The sequence below is a fragment of the Acinetobacter brisouii genome, assembly GCF_008993995.1.
Lineage (GTDB): Bacteria > Pseudomonadota > Gammaproteobacteria > Pseudomonadales > Moraxellaceae > Acinetobacter > Acinetobacter brisouii_A.
The window spans coordinates 20,727-36,291 of the sequence record NZ_BKNN01000026.1; the positions used below are offsets into that span (position 1 = coordinate 20,727).

Below are 15,565 nucleotides of genomic sequence, written 5' to 3' on the forward strand. Positions count from 1 at the left end.
CTTTAAGCGGTCATTTTTTTCGGGGTACGCCATGTCCAAAACAGCCCCCAAATAAACGCCAGTACACCCACAGCAAAACTTTGTTGTAATGAACCGCCGTGTTCAATCCAGAATTTGGCCATCCACGGCCCAAACAATTGCGCCCCTGCATAAATGGTAATCATAGCCGCAGAAAGCTTTGGCCCTTGATGTGGCTGAAAAAAACGCGCCAGACGTTGGGTACACATGACTGAACCCAGAAAACCTGCACCGACAAAAATCGCACAAGCCAACACGCCCCAAATGTTCGGCATCACCAAGATCAGTAACGCACCGAGTCCTTGTATCCAGTATGAACCGAGGAGTGCCTGACGATCTCCCCAACGCGCGCCCAAACTGTTCCAAATCGGAATAAACAGCGAGCAGGACAGTGAGGTGATCAGCCAAACATTTTTCACCAAAAAGCCATGATCACCACCGACCTGATGCGCCAATGCTGGCAAAAAGGTCATCGGTAAAATATAGCCCAAACCCGCACCAATATAGGAAATAAACAGGGGCGTACTGTTGGTATCAAACAGTTTTTGTTGAATTTGACTCGTTTTGACTTGAGGGTGAATCTGGATTTTTGAGATCTGATACAGACTAAAGATCAACAGCGGAATACAAGCGATGGCAATCGGTAACCAGCGCCATTGTCCCGTAAAAAATGGCGCTGTCCAGTCCACCAAAATACCGCTGATGATTAATCCTAAACCCACACCGAAGTACACCAGACCACTTAAACGAGTCAGTTGATGTTTACTCAGCCATTCCAAAATTAATGCAGGCGCGAGCACAAACACCAAACCATTACTGATGCCATTAGCAAGACGAAGCAATAACAACGGCGTATAGGCAGCCGTGAAACATTGCAGCAGGGTCAAAGCTGCATTGATGATCAACCCCAAGCGGACATAACGCTTCAGTCGATCAGGTCGGTTTAAATACACCGCTAGCAATGCCCCAATCAAATATCCCAGATAATTACTGGTAGCGAGGTCAGCCCCTTGGGTAATCGTGATGAGATGATCTTGAATGAAATAGGGCAGAAGTGGCGTAAATGCAAAGCGTCCAATCGCATGAACCAACATCAAACTGCTAATGCCTGCTGCAATATACCCGTACGCCTGATAGCGCAGTGCCTGATCGGTGGATGTCATTGCTTCTCCCTGAGCATTTACGTTATTTTTCCCGTTTTTTTATAGCATACGGTAAATAATGGCTGAAAAGAACCAGTATAAAAAAACAACAGGGTGAACATTACACAAAGACATACAGCTCGAAATCTATTTATAAGCGCAATATGCTATTGTCTAAAAAATCATCCAAAAACGACACGGAGAATAACATGAGCAAGCAGCTACTCATGCTGGTTGGCGACTACGCAGAAGATTATGAAACCATGGTGCCATTTCAGTTTTTGACAGGACTCGGCTATGTGGTGCATGCCGTTTGCCCAGATAAAAAATCAGGAGATCATATCGCCACCGCGATTCATGATTTTGAAGGTGAGCAGACCTATAGCGAAAAGCGCGGGCACAATTTTGCGATTAACTACGACTTCGATGCAGTCAATCCTGAGGATTATGTTGGCTTGGTAATTCCGGGTGGACGTGCGCCTGAATACTTACGCATGAACGCACGTGTCGTTGAAATTGTACAGGCTTTTGATGCGGTCAAAAAACCGATTGCTGCGGTGTGCCATGGTGCGCAGTTGCTGGCGGCTGCCAATGTACTACAAGGTAAAACCTGTTCGGCTTATCCTGCCTGCGCGGCAGAAGTCAAACTGGCGGGTGGAACTTATGCCGATATTGCGGTGACTGATGCAGTGACCGATGGTCATTTGGTGACAGCACCTGCATGGCCTGCACATCCTGCATGGTTGGCGCAGTTTGTGAAATTACTCGGTGCTGAAATTAAAATTTAATGGATCTCTTTCATTTCAAGAAAAAGGCTGCCGCGGCAGCCTTTATTTTATTGCAATAGATTGTCATGCCATGCACGTCGTGGTGCGCTACGTACAGGAGCGCCATCGGCACGGTAATAATCTGCGGTTGAAGCAGGCAGTTTTTTACCTTGAATTGCATCGGCAATTTTCTCACCGATCATGATGGTGGTGGCGTTCAGATTGCCCGTGATAATCAGTGGCATGATTGATGCATCGACCACACGCAAGCCTTCAACACCATGCACCCGACCTTGTCCATCGACCACCGCCATGTCATCTTCACCCATTTTACAGCTACACGATGGATGGTAAGCAGTTTCCGCATGATTGCGCACAAACTCATCCAGTTCGGCATCGGTTTGCGCCAGTTTGCTTGGGCTAATTTCACGACCACGGTAGGCATCCAGCGCAGGTTGGTGCATGATTTCACGGGTAATGCGAATCGCATCGCGGAACTCTTGCCAGTCTTGCTCAGTCGACATGTAGTTAAACAAAATGCTTGGATGATCATGAGGATTCAGCGATTTAAGGCGAATCCGACCACGTGAAGGTGAGCGCATTGAGCCGACATGGGCTTGGAATCCATGTTCATTGACCGTGTTCGAACCGTTGTAGTTAATCGCAACAGGCAAGAAGTGATACTGAATATTTGGCCATGCAAATTCTTCACGGCTACGAATAAAACCACCCGCTTCAAATTGGTTGCTTGCCCCAATCCCTGAACCTAAAAATAACCATTCAGCGCCAATTTTCGGTTGGTTGTACCATTTTAATGCGGGGTAGAGCGATACTGGTTTTTTGCATTCGTATTGAAGATACATTTCCAAGTGATCTTGCAGATTTTCACCCACTCCAGGCAAATCTTGAACCACTGAAATGCCAAATTCCTTGAGTAAAGTTTGTGAGCCGATGCCTGAACGCTGCAAAATTTGTGGTGAAGCAATTGCGCCTGCTGAAAGCAAAACTTCAGCACGGGCATGTACGACAGTTGGTGTTGTGCTTGAACCTTCTAGGTATTGCACACCAATGGCACGTTTGCCTGAGAATAAAATTTTATCGGTGACAGCATGCGTGACAATGGTCAGATTGGGGCGCTGTTTGGCAATGTCTAAATAACCACGTGCGGTACTGGCACGACGACCTTGTGGGGTCACGGTTCGATCCATCGGGCCGAAACCTTCTTGCTGATAACCGTTTAAGTCATCGGTTTGTGGATAGCCTGCCTGTACGCCTGCTGCAACCATGGCATGAAATAGCTCATTATTGCCTTGTTTGGGAGTGGCAACACTGACAGGGCCTGAGTCACCATGATAGTCATTTGCGCCAATATCACGAGTTTCAGCTTTACGGTAATACGGCAGGCAGTCGGCATAACGCCAATCTTCCAAGCCTTTGAAGGTTGACCAATGATCTAAATCCATAGCATTACCACGGATATAACACATGCCATTGATCAGCGATGAACCGCCCAGTCCTTTACCACGCCCACATTCCATACGGCGGTTGTTCATGTGAGGTTCTGGGTCGGTCAAATACGCCCAGTTGTAGGTGCGACCTTGTAAGGGATAAGCGAGAGCCGCGGGCATCTGGGTACGGAAATCTAAACGATGGTCTTTGCCACCTGCTTCAAGCAATAACACTTGAGTGTTCGGGTCTTCAGTTAAACGAGTGGCTAGCACATTGCCTGCTGAACCTGCGCCAATAATAATATAGTCATATTCATGTTGAGCCATGGTCTATCCTTATTGTTGAGCGAAAATGGAAAATGAAAAGAAAGCGGGCACCGCGCAAAAAGTAGCGATGCCGAAAGAGAAAAATTAGAAAATAGACACGTATTCGCCCATTTCCACCTGAATGGATTTGGTGCGTGTGTAATGAGACAGTGTGGCAAGCCCGTTTTCACGTCCGATGCCAGATTGTTTATAGCCACCGACAGGCATTTCCGCAGGCGATTCGCCCCATGTATTGATCCAGCAAATGCCTGCTTCAAGCTGATGAATCACGCGATGCGCAGTCGCCAGATTTTCACTGACCACACCCGCCGCCAGACCATATTGAGTTTGGTTGGCACGTTGAATCACTTCTTCTTCGCTGTCATAGCTTAAAATGCTCATGACAGGGCCAAAGATTTCATCTTGCACAATCGCCATGTCATCATGGCAATTGGTAAAAATAGTCGGTTCGACAAATGCACCCTGTGCCAATGCACCTTTGGTTGCACGTTTACCACCACATAATAAAGTTGCGCCCTCAGCTAAACCTTTGCCCAAGTAAGACAAAACTTTGTCTAAATGTTGGAAGCTGACCAATGGGCCAAAATTGGTTTGTGGATTGAGTGGATCACCGATACGAATCCGCTGAACGCGTTCAAGCAGCAAGTTTTCAAAAGCATTTTGTAATTTTTTCGGAATAAACACGCGGGTGCCGTTGGTACACACCTGACCTGTACTAAAGAAATTTGCCATCATGGCAATATCGGCAGCACGTTCAAGGTGAGCATCTTCACAAATAATCAGCGCAGATTTACCGCCGAGTTCCATGGTCACTTCTTTGAGCGAAGAACTGGCTGCACTTGCCATGACGTTCTTGCCTGTTGGTACACTGCCTGTAAAGGAAATTTTGGCAATCTCAGGATGTTCAGCCAGCATGCGACCGACATCGGCAGCACCTTGAATCACGTTAAATACGCCGTCAGGTAAACCTGCTTCGCTATAGATTTCTGCAAGTTTAAGTGTGCTCAGTGGCGTGACTTCACTTGGTTTAAAAATCATGGCATTGCCCGCAGCAAGCGCAGGGGCAGATTTCCAGAGCGCAATCTGAATCGGATAATTCCATGCGCCAATTCCTGCCACGACACCCAAAGGTTCTTTACGGGTATAGAAAAAACTGCTGTCACGTAAGGGTTGTTGTTCGCCCTGAATCGCCGTGGCTAAACCTGCGTAATATTCTAAAACGTCTGCGCCCGTGACAATATCGACAGTGGAGGTTTCAGCATAAGCCTTGCCTGTATCTTGGCTTTCAAGCAGTGCCAATTCATCGTTACGTTCGCGGAGTATATCAACCGCACGACGTAAAATCCGAGAGCGTTGCATGGCGGTCATGCTCGTCCAAACTTTTTGCCCTTGCTGGGCACTGTGTACCGCGCGATCTACATCTTGTGCTGAGGCAACTTGAACTTTTGCCAGCAATTGTCCATTGGCAGGGTTAATGCTGTCGATGCTTTGCCCACTGCTGGCATCGACCTGCTGTCCGTGAAGATATAAACCCTGAACGGGGACATTACTCATTCTGTTCCTCCTGCAACCTGCTGTGCAGATTGATTTGCATCTCTAAATAGTCGTAGGCAATGCTGCGTGCCAGTTCACGGTCAAACTCCTCCTGCTGGCTGCTTAAACAGCCACGGAGCCATAAGCCATCAATCAGTGCTGCCATACCGCGTGCTGCAACATCGGCTTGTTCTTTGCTGAGTAATTGCAAGAAATGATGATGCAGATTGGAATACAAACGCTGATCATTGACGCGTTGTAATCGGTGCAATTCGGGCATGTGCATACTGGCTGACCAGAATTCTAACCACACCCGCATGGCTTGCGAGGTGGTCTGACTGGCATCGAAATTTGAATCTATAATGGCGCGGATCTGTGCTTGTGGTTCAGCTTGTGCCTCGGCTTTGTAGTCTTCGGTTTTACGCAGTAAGACATTGAGCAGTTCGCGCATGCAGGCATCAATCAAGCCTTGTTTGTCACCAAAATAGTGGCTGACGATGCCCGTAGATAAGTCGGCTTGCTTGGCAATTTTAGCCATGGTGGTATTGGTTAAGCCTTCTTGAGCAATCACGGCAAAAGCCGCAGTCATGATCTGTTCACGACGAATATGCTCGGGTTGGACACGAGGACGATTCATACAAAGACACCACGCAGAAAAAAATTAGCGCCATTATTCATTCAAACACCGCCTGAAACAATGTTTACAACGATAATACGTTCCATTGATTGAACAATCAATCAATGGAACGTATAGTCACTGTTAAGAAATTGTGCAAGATCCGTAGTCAATACTGAAATTTCTGCAAAAATTGTATTTAATTTCATGTATTTGTTATTGATTTTTAATTTTATTAAATCACATGTACAGGCTGAAATTTACTGCTCTAAATGTTTTTCCTGAAAAGATGATCCGATTTTTGAGTCCTCTTTATCATAAAAAACACAAGCTCATGTGCATATTCTGGGCGACTTAAGTCGTTTCCGTTAGCCAAAAAAGAGGAAGGTATGACTCAAAACAACCCCTCCACCATGACACGGACTGCACCTGCAAGTAGTCGTCTAAACCGAACTGTCTTTTTTATTTCAGCAGGATTGGTTCTGTTATTTTCCTTATTTACATTATTTTTTAATACCGAAGCTGCTCGGCTTTTAGATTTGGTCCTTGACTGGGTGAGTGCCACATTTGGCTGGTACTACTTTGCTGCCGCAACGGCCTATATGGTCTTTGTGCTATTTCTGGCCTGTTCACGTTATGGCGATGTGAAATTGGGGCCAAAGCATGCCAAGCCTGAATTCAGTTTAATGAGCTGGTCTGCGATGCTGTTCGCCGCAGGCATCGGGATTGACCTGATGTTCTTCTCGGTGGCTGAACCGATTATTCAATATATGCAGCCGCCTGTTGGACAAGGGCAAACCTTGGAAGCTGCGCGGACGGCGATTGTCTGGACGGTCTTTCATTACGGCTTAACAGGCTGGTGTATGTATGCACTGATCGGGATTGCACTCGGTTACTTTTCGTATCGTTATAACCTGCCGCTTACCATTCGCTCTGCACTCTATCCAATCTTTGGTCAGAAGATTAAAGGCTGGATGGGACACTGGGTCGATATCGCAGCCGTTTTAGGGACTATTTTCGGGATTGCAACCACGTGTGGAATCGGCGTGGTGCAGCTCAATTATGGTTTGCATGTCACCTTTGGTGTACCTGAAGGCTTAAGCGTGCAGTTGGGTTTGGTGATTTTTGCGGTAATTATCACCATTATTTCAGCGACCACTGGGGTCGAGAAAGGGGTGAAATTCCTTTCTGAATTGAATGTTTACTTTGCGATTGGTTTGGTTCTCTTCATCTTATTTATGGGGGACAGCAAATTTTTGCTGAATGCCTTGATCCTGAATTTGGGCGATTATGTCAGCCGTTTCCCTTCAATGACACTCGACACCTTTGCCTATCAGCAAGATCCGCATGCAGAACAATGGATGAAAGACTGGACACTGTTTTTCTGGGCATGGTGGGTGGCTTGGTCGCCATTTGTTGGGCTGTTTTTGGCACGTATTTCCAAGGGGCGTACCATTCGCCAGTTTGTGACAGGAACCTTAATTATTCCATTTGTATTTACTTTGGTGTGGTTGTCGATTATGGGCAATAGTGCCTTGTATCAGGTGATTCATGGCAATCTGGCTTTTGCTCAGGAAATTGTGGCAAAACCTGAACTGGGTTTTTATAAATTACTGTCGTTTTATCCGTGGTTCAATGTCACAGCCATGTTGGCGCTGATTACAGGTTTACTGTTTTATGTGACTTCGGCGGATTCAGGTTCGATTGTACTTGGCAATTTCACCTATAAATTTACCGATGTGAATAGTGATGCACCGAACTGGATTCGGGTGTTTTGGTCTATCGCAATTGCTTTATTGACCATTGCCATGCTGATGACCGATGGGGTGAGTTCTCTACAAAAAGCCACAGTCATTATGGGCTTGCCGTTTAGCTTCGTGATTTTCTTTGTGATGGCAGGGCTATTTAAATCCTTACGACTGGAGGATTTTCGTCATCAAAGTTCAACCATGAATGCCGCGCCTGTGGTTGGGAATGTCGACATTTTGAATTGGCGACAGCGGTTATCACGGGTGATGCATCACCCCGGGCGTAAAACCACATTAAATATGCTGGATCAAGTATGTAAACCTGCACTGGAAGCTGTGGTTGAAGAACTACGCCGTAAAGGGGCGCAGGTCACTCTGACTGAGAAATTAATAGAAGATGATGAACCGCTTTATCATATTGATCTCATGATTGATCTGGTCAATGAGCAGAGTTTTATCTATCAAATTTGGCCACAGCGTTACCATGCACCTGAGTTTAGTATGCGTAGCAGTAAGTTCGTTAAAAATTATTATTACCGACTAGAAACGTTTTTGTTTGAAGGTAGTCAGGACAATGACCTGATGGGCTACAACAAAGAACAGGTGATTAATGATGTACTGGACAAGTACGAACGTCATTTAACTTTCTTGCACATTAACCGAGAAACAGCAGGTAAAACCCTGACTTTCCCAGATCCACACGAACATCATGATGAGTAGATTCTGACTATGCTAAGCCCATACATACATTCATTTGCACTGTTCTTTTCTTTGCTGAATCCCTTTCTGATGAGTATTTATATGATTGGGATGATCCGAAATATCGAAGCACGAATTTTTAATCGGGCATTGATACAGGGGAGCGGAATCGCCTATTTGGTGTTTATGTTTTTTGCATGGGGTGGCGAGCGGATTTTTAATCAATATTTAAATGTCCGCTTTGAATCGTTCCAGATTTTTGGAGGCATTATTTTCTTGGTGATTGGCTACCGTTATGTGTTTCAGGGAGCCGATACGATTGGTGCAATCCGAGGTGCGCCTGAGCACTTGGCGGGAACGGTGGCTATGCCCTTTATGGTTGGGCCGGGAACGATTAGTGCGGCAGTCGTCACAGGTATGGATATCGGGTTAACAGGTGCGGCACTGGTGATGTTGGTGACGTTAGCTTTGACTTGTATAATTTTGATTTTAATGAAATTTATGCATGACAACCTACGTTATAAGCATGCCAAATATGTCGATTACTATTTTGATATTGTCGGGCGTTTATCAGCTTTGCTGATCGGAACAATTGCAGTAGATATGATTGTAACAGGGATAACGCATTTAATTCAGCAAGCCTAGTCTAGTCTAATTTTCATAGCGTTACTTTTTAAAGCCGTATCTTGTGATGCGGCTTTTTGTGATTTGATATTTACAATACGCTAGGTAATAAAATGGCGCTAATCAATGCCAAGAATAAAGCCCATTTGCTTAAATAATACATTTTTCGATTTTTGGCTTTCAGCTCGCGACCTTTGGTATGAATCGCATAAAAATACTTAAAAATACGGTTAATAAAACCAGTTTGGTCTTGTGCATCGTTTGGTGAAGCCGATGCAGACATGACATGACGACCAAACCAGTGATTAAAGTTTTGTGCCCACTGCCACTTCATAGGGCGTTCAATGTCACAAAACAAAATAATACGCGTTTGATCTGCTTTATTTTGTGCCCAGTGTACATAGGTTTCATCAAAAATCGTCGCTTGACCATCGCGCCAGCTATAACGCTGCTGATCGACTTCAATAAAACAATCATCACTATTCGGTGTGCTTAAACCCAAGTGATAACGCACTGAACCCGCATACGGATCACGGTGCTTACCCAAGTAGCTGCCCGATGGTAGCTCGGCAAACATAGCGGCTTTAACGGAGGGAATTTTCTCTAAAATCGCGACCGTTTTAGGGCATAGTTGTTGTGCTGAGGGATGACTGTCTTGATACCATTTTAAATAAAAGCGTTTCCAGCCACGTTTGAAGAAGGTGTTAAACCCTGCATCATTGTTGCTTTGCGCTGCTTTAATCTGGTTTTGTAGTGCAACAGCTTCATCGCGAATGATTTGCCAGTTGTCTTGTAGTGGTTTTAGTTCAGGGAAGTCTTCAACAGTATAAAAAGGCTGAGCGGGCAGACGTGAAAAGCCTGTCATAAACATATTAATCGGGCCTAAAAAAGTCGAATGATCGAACAGTTGGCGTGACAGTTTAAGGCGCTCTTTTCCTCGAAAATAGGTATAGAGCAGACTAATCAGAAAGATCGTTACAAGAATAATTGCGTACATTGTGAATCACCACCATCATCACAATCCATACGGATTGTGCGTGCATCCATTTCTGTCAAAATCAGTTTATTGGCGGATTTTAAACCGATTTTTTCAAAATCATCAGGTATAATTTGTAAAAATATAATCCATTTTTCATGAAAAAACAGGTGGTGAGATCACATCACACTGTTCTAAAAATGGCACGGCATTTGCAATGATTCAATGCAGTCATGCGCATGGGGTATATTGACAATGCAACAGGTCAAACGTAAAAAGAAAGGCTGGTTTTGGTTTTTGATAGTGATGTTACTTCAGTTTATCTGTATTGGATTAAATGGATTATCGGCTGCTAGCCTTGGCTAAATCATCTGTTTTAGCCTTACATTTTTGTGAGTTCTTTCCACTTAAATGACCAGCAAAGCGTTCTTTTTAGTCATTATCTTGAAATCTACATGCTCAAACTGTGAAAAAGAGCGCGAAAGCGCTATTTTTTGTTGTAGGTTACAAAAAATAAAAACATCATGCCGAAGCGTTACTTACACTATTTTCACATCAGACTCACTTAAGTTGAAGCTGTATACTGGCTCAGGCAGAATTTCAAAATTAGACGGAATATTCCCCAAGCATGTTTAAATCGTTTTTTCCCGCACCTCGTGCATTTTTTCTCTCAGTTGTTGCATGGCTGTCTTTCAATTTAATCTTGTGGTATGCAGGTGGACAGACATGGGGGACGCTCATTGGTTTACCTCAGGGCTATGCCAACGCTGAGTTGCCGATTGGCGTTAGTCGTTTTTGGTCGCCTACATTTTTATGGTTTTATGTTTGGTTTTTAATTGCAACGGCTATTTTTGCAGGGGTATGGCGCTTTTTTTCAAACCATAAATGGCAACGCTGGTCAGTTTGGGGGTCAGCACTGATCCTGTTTAATATCTGGTTTGGTGTGCAAGTCAGTGTAGCAGTCAATGCGTGGTATGGGCCATTTTGGGATCTGATTCAGAAAATGCTAGCCGATGGTGGTGGCAATATTGGTGATTTGTATCAGGGAACCCTGACTTTTCTCTTGATTGCGATGGTTGCTGTGACACTGGCAGTGCTGAACTCATTTTTAGTCAGCCATTATATTTTCCGTTGGCGAACTGCGATGAACGAATATTATAGTGAGCATTGGGCGCAATTACGTCATGTAGAAGGGGCATCGCAGCGTGTGCAGGAAGACACCATGCGCTTTGCCACCACGATGGAGGACTTAGGCGTCAGTTTTGTCAAAGCGATTATGATTTTAATTGCCTTTTTACCGATTTTATTTCAATTATCTGCACATGTGCCTGCATTGCCTTTGATTGGTGAAGTGAAACATTCTTTGGTCTATGCCGCTGTAGCTTGGGCTATTTTTGGGACATTACTACTGATGTTTGTTGGAATTAAACTTCCTGGGTTGGAGTTTAATAACCAAAAAGTCGAAGCGGCTTACCGTAAAGAACTGGTGTATGGCGAAGATCATGCAGATCGGGCGCAACCTGCAACTTTAAAAGAATTGTTTGGCAATGTTCGTAAAAACTATTTCCGTCTGTATTTCCACTATACCTATTTCAATTTGGTGAGTACGTGGTACATGCAGCTCGATGTTTTATATAGTTTGGTCGTGCTTTTCCCATCAATTGCTGCGGGGAAAATGACGCTGGGTTTGCTGAATCAGATTGGGAACGTGTTTGATAAAGTGCGCGAGTCTTTCCAGTACTTGATCAATTCATGGAAAACCATTATTGAACTGCTTTCGATTTATAAGCGTTTAAAAGCCTTTGAGTCGATTTTGCATAAATAGGTTTCTAAACATCTAAATCAAAGAAGCCAGTCAAGCAAAATATTGACTGGCTTTTTTTGTGGAATCGGTGATTTATGGTCAGTATATTTTTAGTATTTTATAAAAGACTATGATCATCAATCAGATGCATTTTGCATGCGTTAAATGTTAAATACTTCACCTAAAAAATGTGCGATCGGGCGAAAAATACCCATCACCAAATTGGGAAGAAACTCAAAACATATATCGACCAGAAGCTCTATCAAAGAGGATGGTCTATCTTTATCACGTTCTGACTCTTGCATAAATATCACCTAAATGATGCGTGAAGAATAAACAGTATTATCATTATCGTTTTTTTAAAGATGATAACTCATGTTCATCAGTGTGACATAAACTTATAAAAAACACACGCCCAACACTGCACCCAGCAACATAATCCAAAGCGGATGCACTGTTTTAAATAAACCCAGTACTGCTGTCGCCAAAATAATCATAGCCAATAAAAGATTTTGTGCTGATGCCGAACCAATCAGCCATGCACTGACCAAGACCAGTCCAACGGTTACAGGTTTTAGGGCTTTTTCAAAGCGTGAGCGTAAAGGATGATCTTTGACTTGTCGCCAGAACCTGAGTGCATAAACCGTAATCACCGAAGATGGCGTAAACTTGGCAATTGAGGTCACCAGTAAACCTGCTGTCCCTGCAACATGCCAACCAATCAGAGGAGCAATCATCATATTGGGGCCAGGCGCTGCTTGTGCCATTGCGAACAGGGCACTAAATTCTTCAGCAGTCAGCCAATGGTGGACATAAACCACCTGATACTGCATTTCAGGCAAAATCGCATTGCCACCACCAAAGGCCAGTAAGGATAATTCTGCAAATACCAATGCCAGTGACCATAACACCCAAATCATGCGCGTTTTGCTCCCAAACTTAAAACCCACATATTTAGACCCAGCAAAATCATCAGGGTAAATAACAACGGTATTTTCACCACGACCATAAGCATAAAGGTCAGCACAATACTGCTGATCGTCAAATAACTTTTGGCAATCGGTTTAAGCATTTTTAAACCTGTGGAAAATAACAGGCCTGCTGCCGCTGCGGCCAAACCTTGAATCGCATGCTGTACGGCAGGCAAATTTTGAAACTGGCTATAAATCTGATAAATCAGCAAGACGATAATGGTCGGCGCGCAGATTAAGCCTAAAATGGCACAGAGCGCACTCTTGACGCCATGAAACTCCATGCCAATCGCCACGGACATATTGATAATATTGCCACCTGGTAAAATCTGGCAGACCCCAAGCAGGTCAGTAAATTGAGCTGTACTTAACCAGCGGTTTTCTTCCACAATCATACGATGTGCAAGTGGCAAAACACCGCCAAAACCCATCAGTCCCAATTTTAAGAAACCTAAAAACAATGCTTTGCATGTTGGTATGTTGAGTACTTGTTCGCTCACCAGATCACCTTAACCTGTCCCAAGATGTATATAGCATGCAGCGCTTATGCTATATTGACAAATGCTATTTTTACCTTAAACCATGCCTAAAAAGTATAGCAATGATTGAGATTCATAAACTTAATGCCTTTGTTGCCGTGGTTGAAGAAAGTAATATTTCTAAAGCTGCAAATCGTTTGTATATGCAGCAACCGCCTTTAACACGACTGATTAAAAGTCTGGAACAAGAACTCGGAACAGTATTATTTAAACGCTTGCCGCGTGGGGTAGAAGTCACTGAGGCAGGGCGGGTATTGTATCAAGAGGCTGTGAGTATCCTGGCGCATGCACAGGCGATTCCCAAACGGGTGCAAAATATCGCACAGGGTCTGGAAGGACAGCTTCATATTGGATTTACCCACTCAGTGGGTTTGCATCCTTTTTTGCCCACGTTACTTCGCCAGTTTCGTGAACAGTTTCCTGCAGTCACGATTCAGCTAGAAGAAGAAAGTAGTCGGGATTTGATTGATGCTGTCCTCAATGAAAAACTGGATCTCATTTTTTTGCGTAAGCCTGCGCCGCTTCGTGCCGAGTTGCAGAGTGTGCATGTGCTGGATGAGCCATTAATTGTGGCGCTGCCGAGTAATCACCCTTTGGCAGAAAAAAGTGGCGCAATTCGCTTGCTTGATTTAGAGCCCTATGAGTTTGTCTTATATCGGCGACTGGCAGGACAGGATTTATTTGATAATATTTTAGCGCATTGTTATCAGGCAGGGTTTAGCCCAAATATTGTTCAGGAAGCGCCGCGTTTAACCTCAAGCCTAAATCTGATTGCTGCAGGCATTGGTGTGTCTATTGTGCCTGCTTCAATTCAGGATTTCTGGAATAAACAGATTGTATATAAGACGCTTAAAGCCGAGTCGCCGTGTATTGCCCCGATTTATGCGCTGTATCGGGCAGATGCAAATGTTCGGGTACAACATGTACTGAAATTGCTGGCGGCACCTGCCAGATCGATACAGAGTCATAACACCTAAGCATCATGTCGTATGCTAAAAAGAAGCCAATGACTGAATGGAGTTTTAGAATGTCCACACAACGTAAACATGTATCTTTGAGTCGAGCACTTTTGATGGCAGCCGCTGTCTTTGGCACTACCCAAGTCACGATGGCAAGCCCAACCGTTGATCGGCTTAGTGATTGCTTGATGAAATCGACCACTGCAACCGATAAAACCGCAGTGTTGCAGTGGACGTTTGTGGCGTTGTCGAATCATCCTGATTTAAAACAGTTTAGTCATGTGACAGACGAGCAAAAAACCGCACTGGATAAAAACGTGGCGCAGGTGTTGCAGCGCATTTTGGTGGATCAATGTTCGGCTCAGACCAAAGCGGTGATTCAGGCGGAAGGCGTGCAAGCGGTCGGAGAGAGCTTCCAGCAGTTGGGACAGATTACGGGTGAGGAAATTATTAAAAACCCTGAGGTGAAGCATCAGTTGAATGGTTTGTTGCGTTATGTGGATGTAAATAAGTTGGTGGTGACGTTTTTGACGCCTGAGGTGTGGAATCAGTTGGGAACGATTCGAGGGAAGTAGGTTTAAATCCTCTCCCTAGCCCTCTCCTTTAAAAAAAGGAGAGGGGATCACGCGTATCAAATTAATCACATGACAAAGTCCCTTTTTTAAAAGGTGAGAAGCGAAGCTTCGCAAGGAGAGGGATTCAGAAATCATGCATAAAAAAGGACTTTGAAAATTGGGTACGTCCTAAGTCTTCGAGCTTAGCTATGGAGGATAAGTTTTTAATGGTCATCTTCTTTAATAAGTAGTTGTTTGTGCTAGATTACATCATAAATTCAGGGGGCAGAAATGACTTATTTTTCTATAGATGAATCAATCGAAAATATTAAAAATTCATGTACAAAAGAATTGTTTAAAGAAGTTCACTCTTCTTACACAATGGGAAACTATCGATCAGCCACAGTAATGTTGTGGTCAGTAGTAGTAACGGATCTTGTAAATAAATTAAATGATTTGGATAGTATCTATAATGATCCCAAAGCCTTACAAATACTTAATGATATTCGTCAAGAGCAGATTAGAGATCCTAAATCTTCAAAATGGGAATCTGAGATTATTGAAAAGTTTCATAAACAATTGAATTTTTTTGAAACTTATGAAGTTGCTGATTTAGAATATTTGCAACAAATGAGACATGTTTCAGCACACCCTGTAATAACCTCTGCCGATTTATTACATGTGCCTGCTAAAGAAAAAGTTTATAGTCTGATGGCTTTGTTGCACAAACCTATCTGTAAAGGCTTTTTCAGCGATATAATTTTCAAATGAAGAAGCCTACACACAAAATCTACCGTACAACCAATTGGCCCGCATATAACCGAGCACTCATGAGTCGCG

The 15,565-nt window shown here is 44.0% G+C and carries 15 protein-coding genes; 7 read left to right on the forward strand and 8 right to left on the reverse strand.

All coding sequences use genetic code 11. The features are described 5' to 3' along the window. Positions 1-2: 2 nt before the first annotated feature. Positions 3-1,181, reverse strand: a complete 1,179-nt coding sequence (locus GBN19_RS08120; protein ID WP_151777783.1) for a YbfB/YjiJ family MFS transporter — start codon at positions 1,179-1,181, stop codon at positions 3-5. A 188-nt stretch (positions 1,182-1,369) separates the two neighbouring features. Between GBN19_RS08120 and GBN19_RS08125 the strand changes: the two genes are divergently transcribed. After that, positions 1,370-1,948 carry a DJ-1/PfpI family protein gene (locus GBN19_RS08125; RefSeq protein ID WP_151777784.1) on the forward strand — a complete coding sequence of 193 codons (579 nt, stop codon included), beginning with the start codon at positions 1,370-1,372 and terminating at the stop codon, positions 1,946-1,948. Between the two features lie 47 nt (positions 1,949-1,995). On the opposite strand, the gene betA is transcribed toward GBN19_RS08125, so the two are convergent. From betA to betI, 3 genes are all read right to left on the reverse strand, one after another. Further along, entirely contained in the window at positions 1,996-3,702 is a 1,707-nt protein-coding gene (gene betA / locus GBN19_RS08130; RefSeq protein ID WP_151777785.1) for a choline dehydrogenase, read from the reverse strand. A gap of 84 nt (positions 3,703-3,786) precedes the next feature. Then, positions 3,787-5,256, reverse strand: a complete 1,470-nt coding sequence (betB, locus tag GBN19_RS08135) for a betaine-aldehyde dehydrogenase (RefSeq protein WP_151777786.1) — start codon at positions 5,254-5,256, stop codon at positions 3,787-3,789. Then, positions 5,249-5,872, reverse strand: a complete 624-nt coding sequence (betI, locus tag GBN19_RS08140; RefSeq protein WP_111894871.1) for a transcriptional regulator BetI — start codon at positions 5,870-5,872, stop codon at positions 5,249-5,251. The genes betB and betI overlap by 8 nt, the downstream gene beginning before the upstream one ends. Before the next feature lie 368 nt (positions 5,873-6,240). Here betI and betT point away from each other — a divergent pair, with 368 nt between their 5' ends. Both betT and GBN19_RS08150 read left to right on the forward strand, forming a co-directional pair. Then, a complete protein-coding gene (betT, locus tag GBN19_RS08145; RefSeq protein ID WP_151777787.1) occupies positions 6,241-8,319 on the forward strand; it encodes a choline BCCT transporter BetT in 2,079 nt (692 codons plus the stop codon). A 9-nt stretch (positions 8,320-8,328) separates the two neighbouring features. Continuing rightward, complete coding sequence (locus GBN19_RS08150; protein WP_151708931.1) at positions 8,329-8,943, forward strand: MarC family protein; 615 nt, start codon at positions 8,329-8,331, stop codon at positions 8,941-8,943. A 70-nt stretch (positions 8,944-9,013) separates the two neighbouring features. On the opposite strand, the gene lpxO is transcribed toward GBN19_RS08150, so the two are convergent. Then, on the reverse strand, positions 9,014-9,919 hold the full coding sequence (lpxO, locus tag GBN19_RS08155; protein ID WP_151777788.1) for a lipid A hydroxylase LpxO: 906 nt from the start codon (positions 9,917-9,919) through the stop codon (positions 9,014-9,016). Positions 9,920-10,526: 607 nt separating this feature from the next. Between lpxO and sbmA the strand changes: the two genes are divergently transcribed. Then, complete coding sequence (gene sbmA, locus GBN19_RS08160; protein ID WP_151777789.1) at positions 10,527-11,723, forward strand: peptide antibiotic transporter SbmA; 1,197 nt, start codon at positions 10,527-10,529, stop codon at positions 11,721-11,723. Between the two features lie 140 nt (positions 11,724-11,863). Here the strand turns inward: sbmA and GBN19_RS15745 are convergent, their stop codons facing one another. From GBN19_RS15745 to GBN19_RS08170, 3 genes are all read right to left on the reverse strand, one after another. Further along, on the reverse strand, positions 11,864-12,007 hold the full coding sequence (locus GBN19_RS15745; protein ID WP_171494457.1) for a hypothetical protein: 144 nt from the start codon (positions 12,005-12,007) through the stop codon (positions 11,864-11,866). Between the two features lie 93 nt (positions 12,008-12,100). Then, complete coding sequence (locus tag GBN19_RS08165) at positions 12,101-12,622, reverse strand: chromate transporter (RefSeq protein ID WP_151777790.1); 522 nt, start codon at positions 12,620-12,622, stop codon at positions 12,101-12,103. Beyond that, the gene (locus tag GBN19_RS08170) at positions 12,619-13,173 is read right to left on the reverse strand and encodes a chromate transporter (RefSeq protein ID WP_151777791.1); all 555 of its coding nucleotides are present in this window, start codon (positions 13,171-13,173) and stop codon (positions 12,619-12,621) included. Before GBN19_RS08170 ends, GBN19_RS08165 begins: the two co-directional genes overlap by 4 nt. A gap of 101 nt (positions 13,174-13,274) precedes the next feature. On the opposite strand from GBN19_RS08170, the gene GBN19_RS08175 reads away from it, so the two are divergent. The 3 genes from GBN19_RS08175 to GBN19_RS08185 all read left to right on the forward strand — a co-directional run bounded on the left by GBN19_RS08175 (position 13,275) and on the right by GBN19_RS08185 (position 15,496). Next, complete coding sequence (locus GBN19_RS08175) at positions 13,275-14,189, forward strand: LysR family transcriptional regulator (RefSeq protein WP_151777792.1); 915 nt, start codon at positions 13,275-13,277, stop codon at positions 14,187-14,189. Positions 14,190-14,239: 50 nt separating this feature from the next. Continuing rightward, complete coding sequence (locus GBN19_RS08180; protein WP_151777793.1) at positions 14,240-14,746, forward strand: hypothetical protein; 507 nt, start codon at positions 14,240-14,242, stop codon at positions 14,744-14,746. A gap of 270 nt (positions 14,747-15,016) precedes the next feature. Beyond that, positions 15,017-15,496 (forward strand): hypothetical protein, encoded by a 480-nt coding sequence (locus GBN19_RS08185; RefSeq protein WP_151777794.1) that lies wholly within the window; start codon positions 15,017-15,019, stop codon positions 15,494-15,496. Positions 15,497-15,565 lie beyond the last annotated feature (69 nt).

What these genes read in the sequence shown, in the direction of transcription:
- GBN19_RS08120 (WP_151777783.1), bottom strand. Translation starts at nt 1,181, where the DNA reads ATGACATCCACCGATCAGGCACTGCGCTATCAGGCGTACGGGTATATT.
- GBN19_RS08125 (WP_151777784.1), top strand. Translation starts at nt 1,370, where the DNA reads ATGAGCAAGCAGCTACTCATGCTGGTTGGCGACTACGCAGAAGATTAT.
- betA (WP_151777785.1), bottom strand. Translation starts at nt 3,702, where the DNA reads ATGGCTCAACATGAATATGACTATATTATTATTGGCGCAGGTTCAGCA.
- betB (WP_151777786.1), bottom strand. Translation starts at nt 5,256, where the DNA reads ATGAGTAATGTCCCCGTTCAGGGTTTATATCTTCACGGACAGCAGGTC.
- betI (WP_111894871.1), bottom strand. Translation starts at nt 5,872, where the DNA reads ATGAATCGTCCTCGTGTCCAACCCGAGCATATTCGTCGTGAACAGATC.
- betT (WP_151777787.1), top strand. Translation starts at nt 6,241, where the DNA reads ATGACTCAAAACAACCCCTCCACCATGACACGGACTGCACCTGCAAGT.
- GBN19_RS08150 (WP_151708931.1), top strand. Translation starts at nt 8,329, where the DNA reads ATGCTAAGCCCATACATACATTCATTTGCACTGTTCTTTTCTTTGCTG.
- lpxO (WP_151777788.1), bottom strand. Translation starts at nt 9,919, where the DNA reads ATGTACGCAATTATTCTTGTAACGATCTTTCTGATTAGTCTGCTCTAT.
- sbmA (WP_151777789.1), top strand. Translation starts at nt 10,527, where the DNA reads ATGTTTAAATCGTTTTTTCCCGCACCTCGTGCATTTTTTCTCTCAGTT.
- GBN19_RS15745 (WP_171494457.1), bottom strand. Translation starts at nt 12,007, where the DNA reads ATGCAAGAGTCAGAACGTGATAAAGATAGACCATCCTCTTTGATAGAG.
- GBN19_RS08165 (WP_151777790.1), bottom strand. Translation starts at nt 12,622, where the DNA reads ATGATTTGGGTGTTATGGTCACTGGCATTGGTATTTGCAGAATTATCC.
- GBN19_RS08175 (WP_151777792.1), top strand. Translation starts at nt 13,275, where the DNA reads ATGATTGAGATTCATAAACTTAATGCCTTTGTTGCCGTGGTTGAAGAA.
- GBN19_RS08180 (WP_151777793.1), top strand. Translation starts at nt 14,240, where the DNA reads ATGTCCACACAACGTAAACATGTATCTTTGAGTCGAGCACTTTTGATG.
- GBN19_RS08185 (WP_151777794.1), top strand. Translation starts at nt 15,017, where the DNA reads ATGACTTATTTTTCTATAGATGAATCAATCGAAAATATTAAAAATTCA.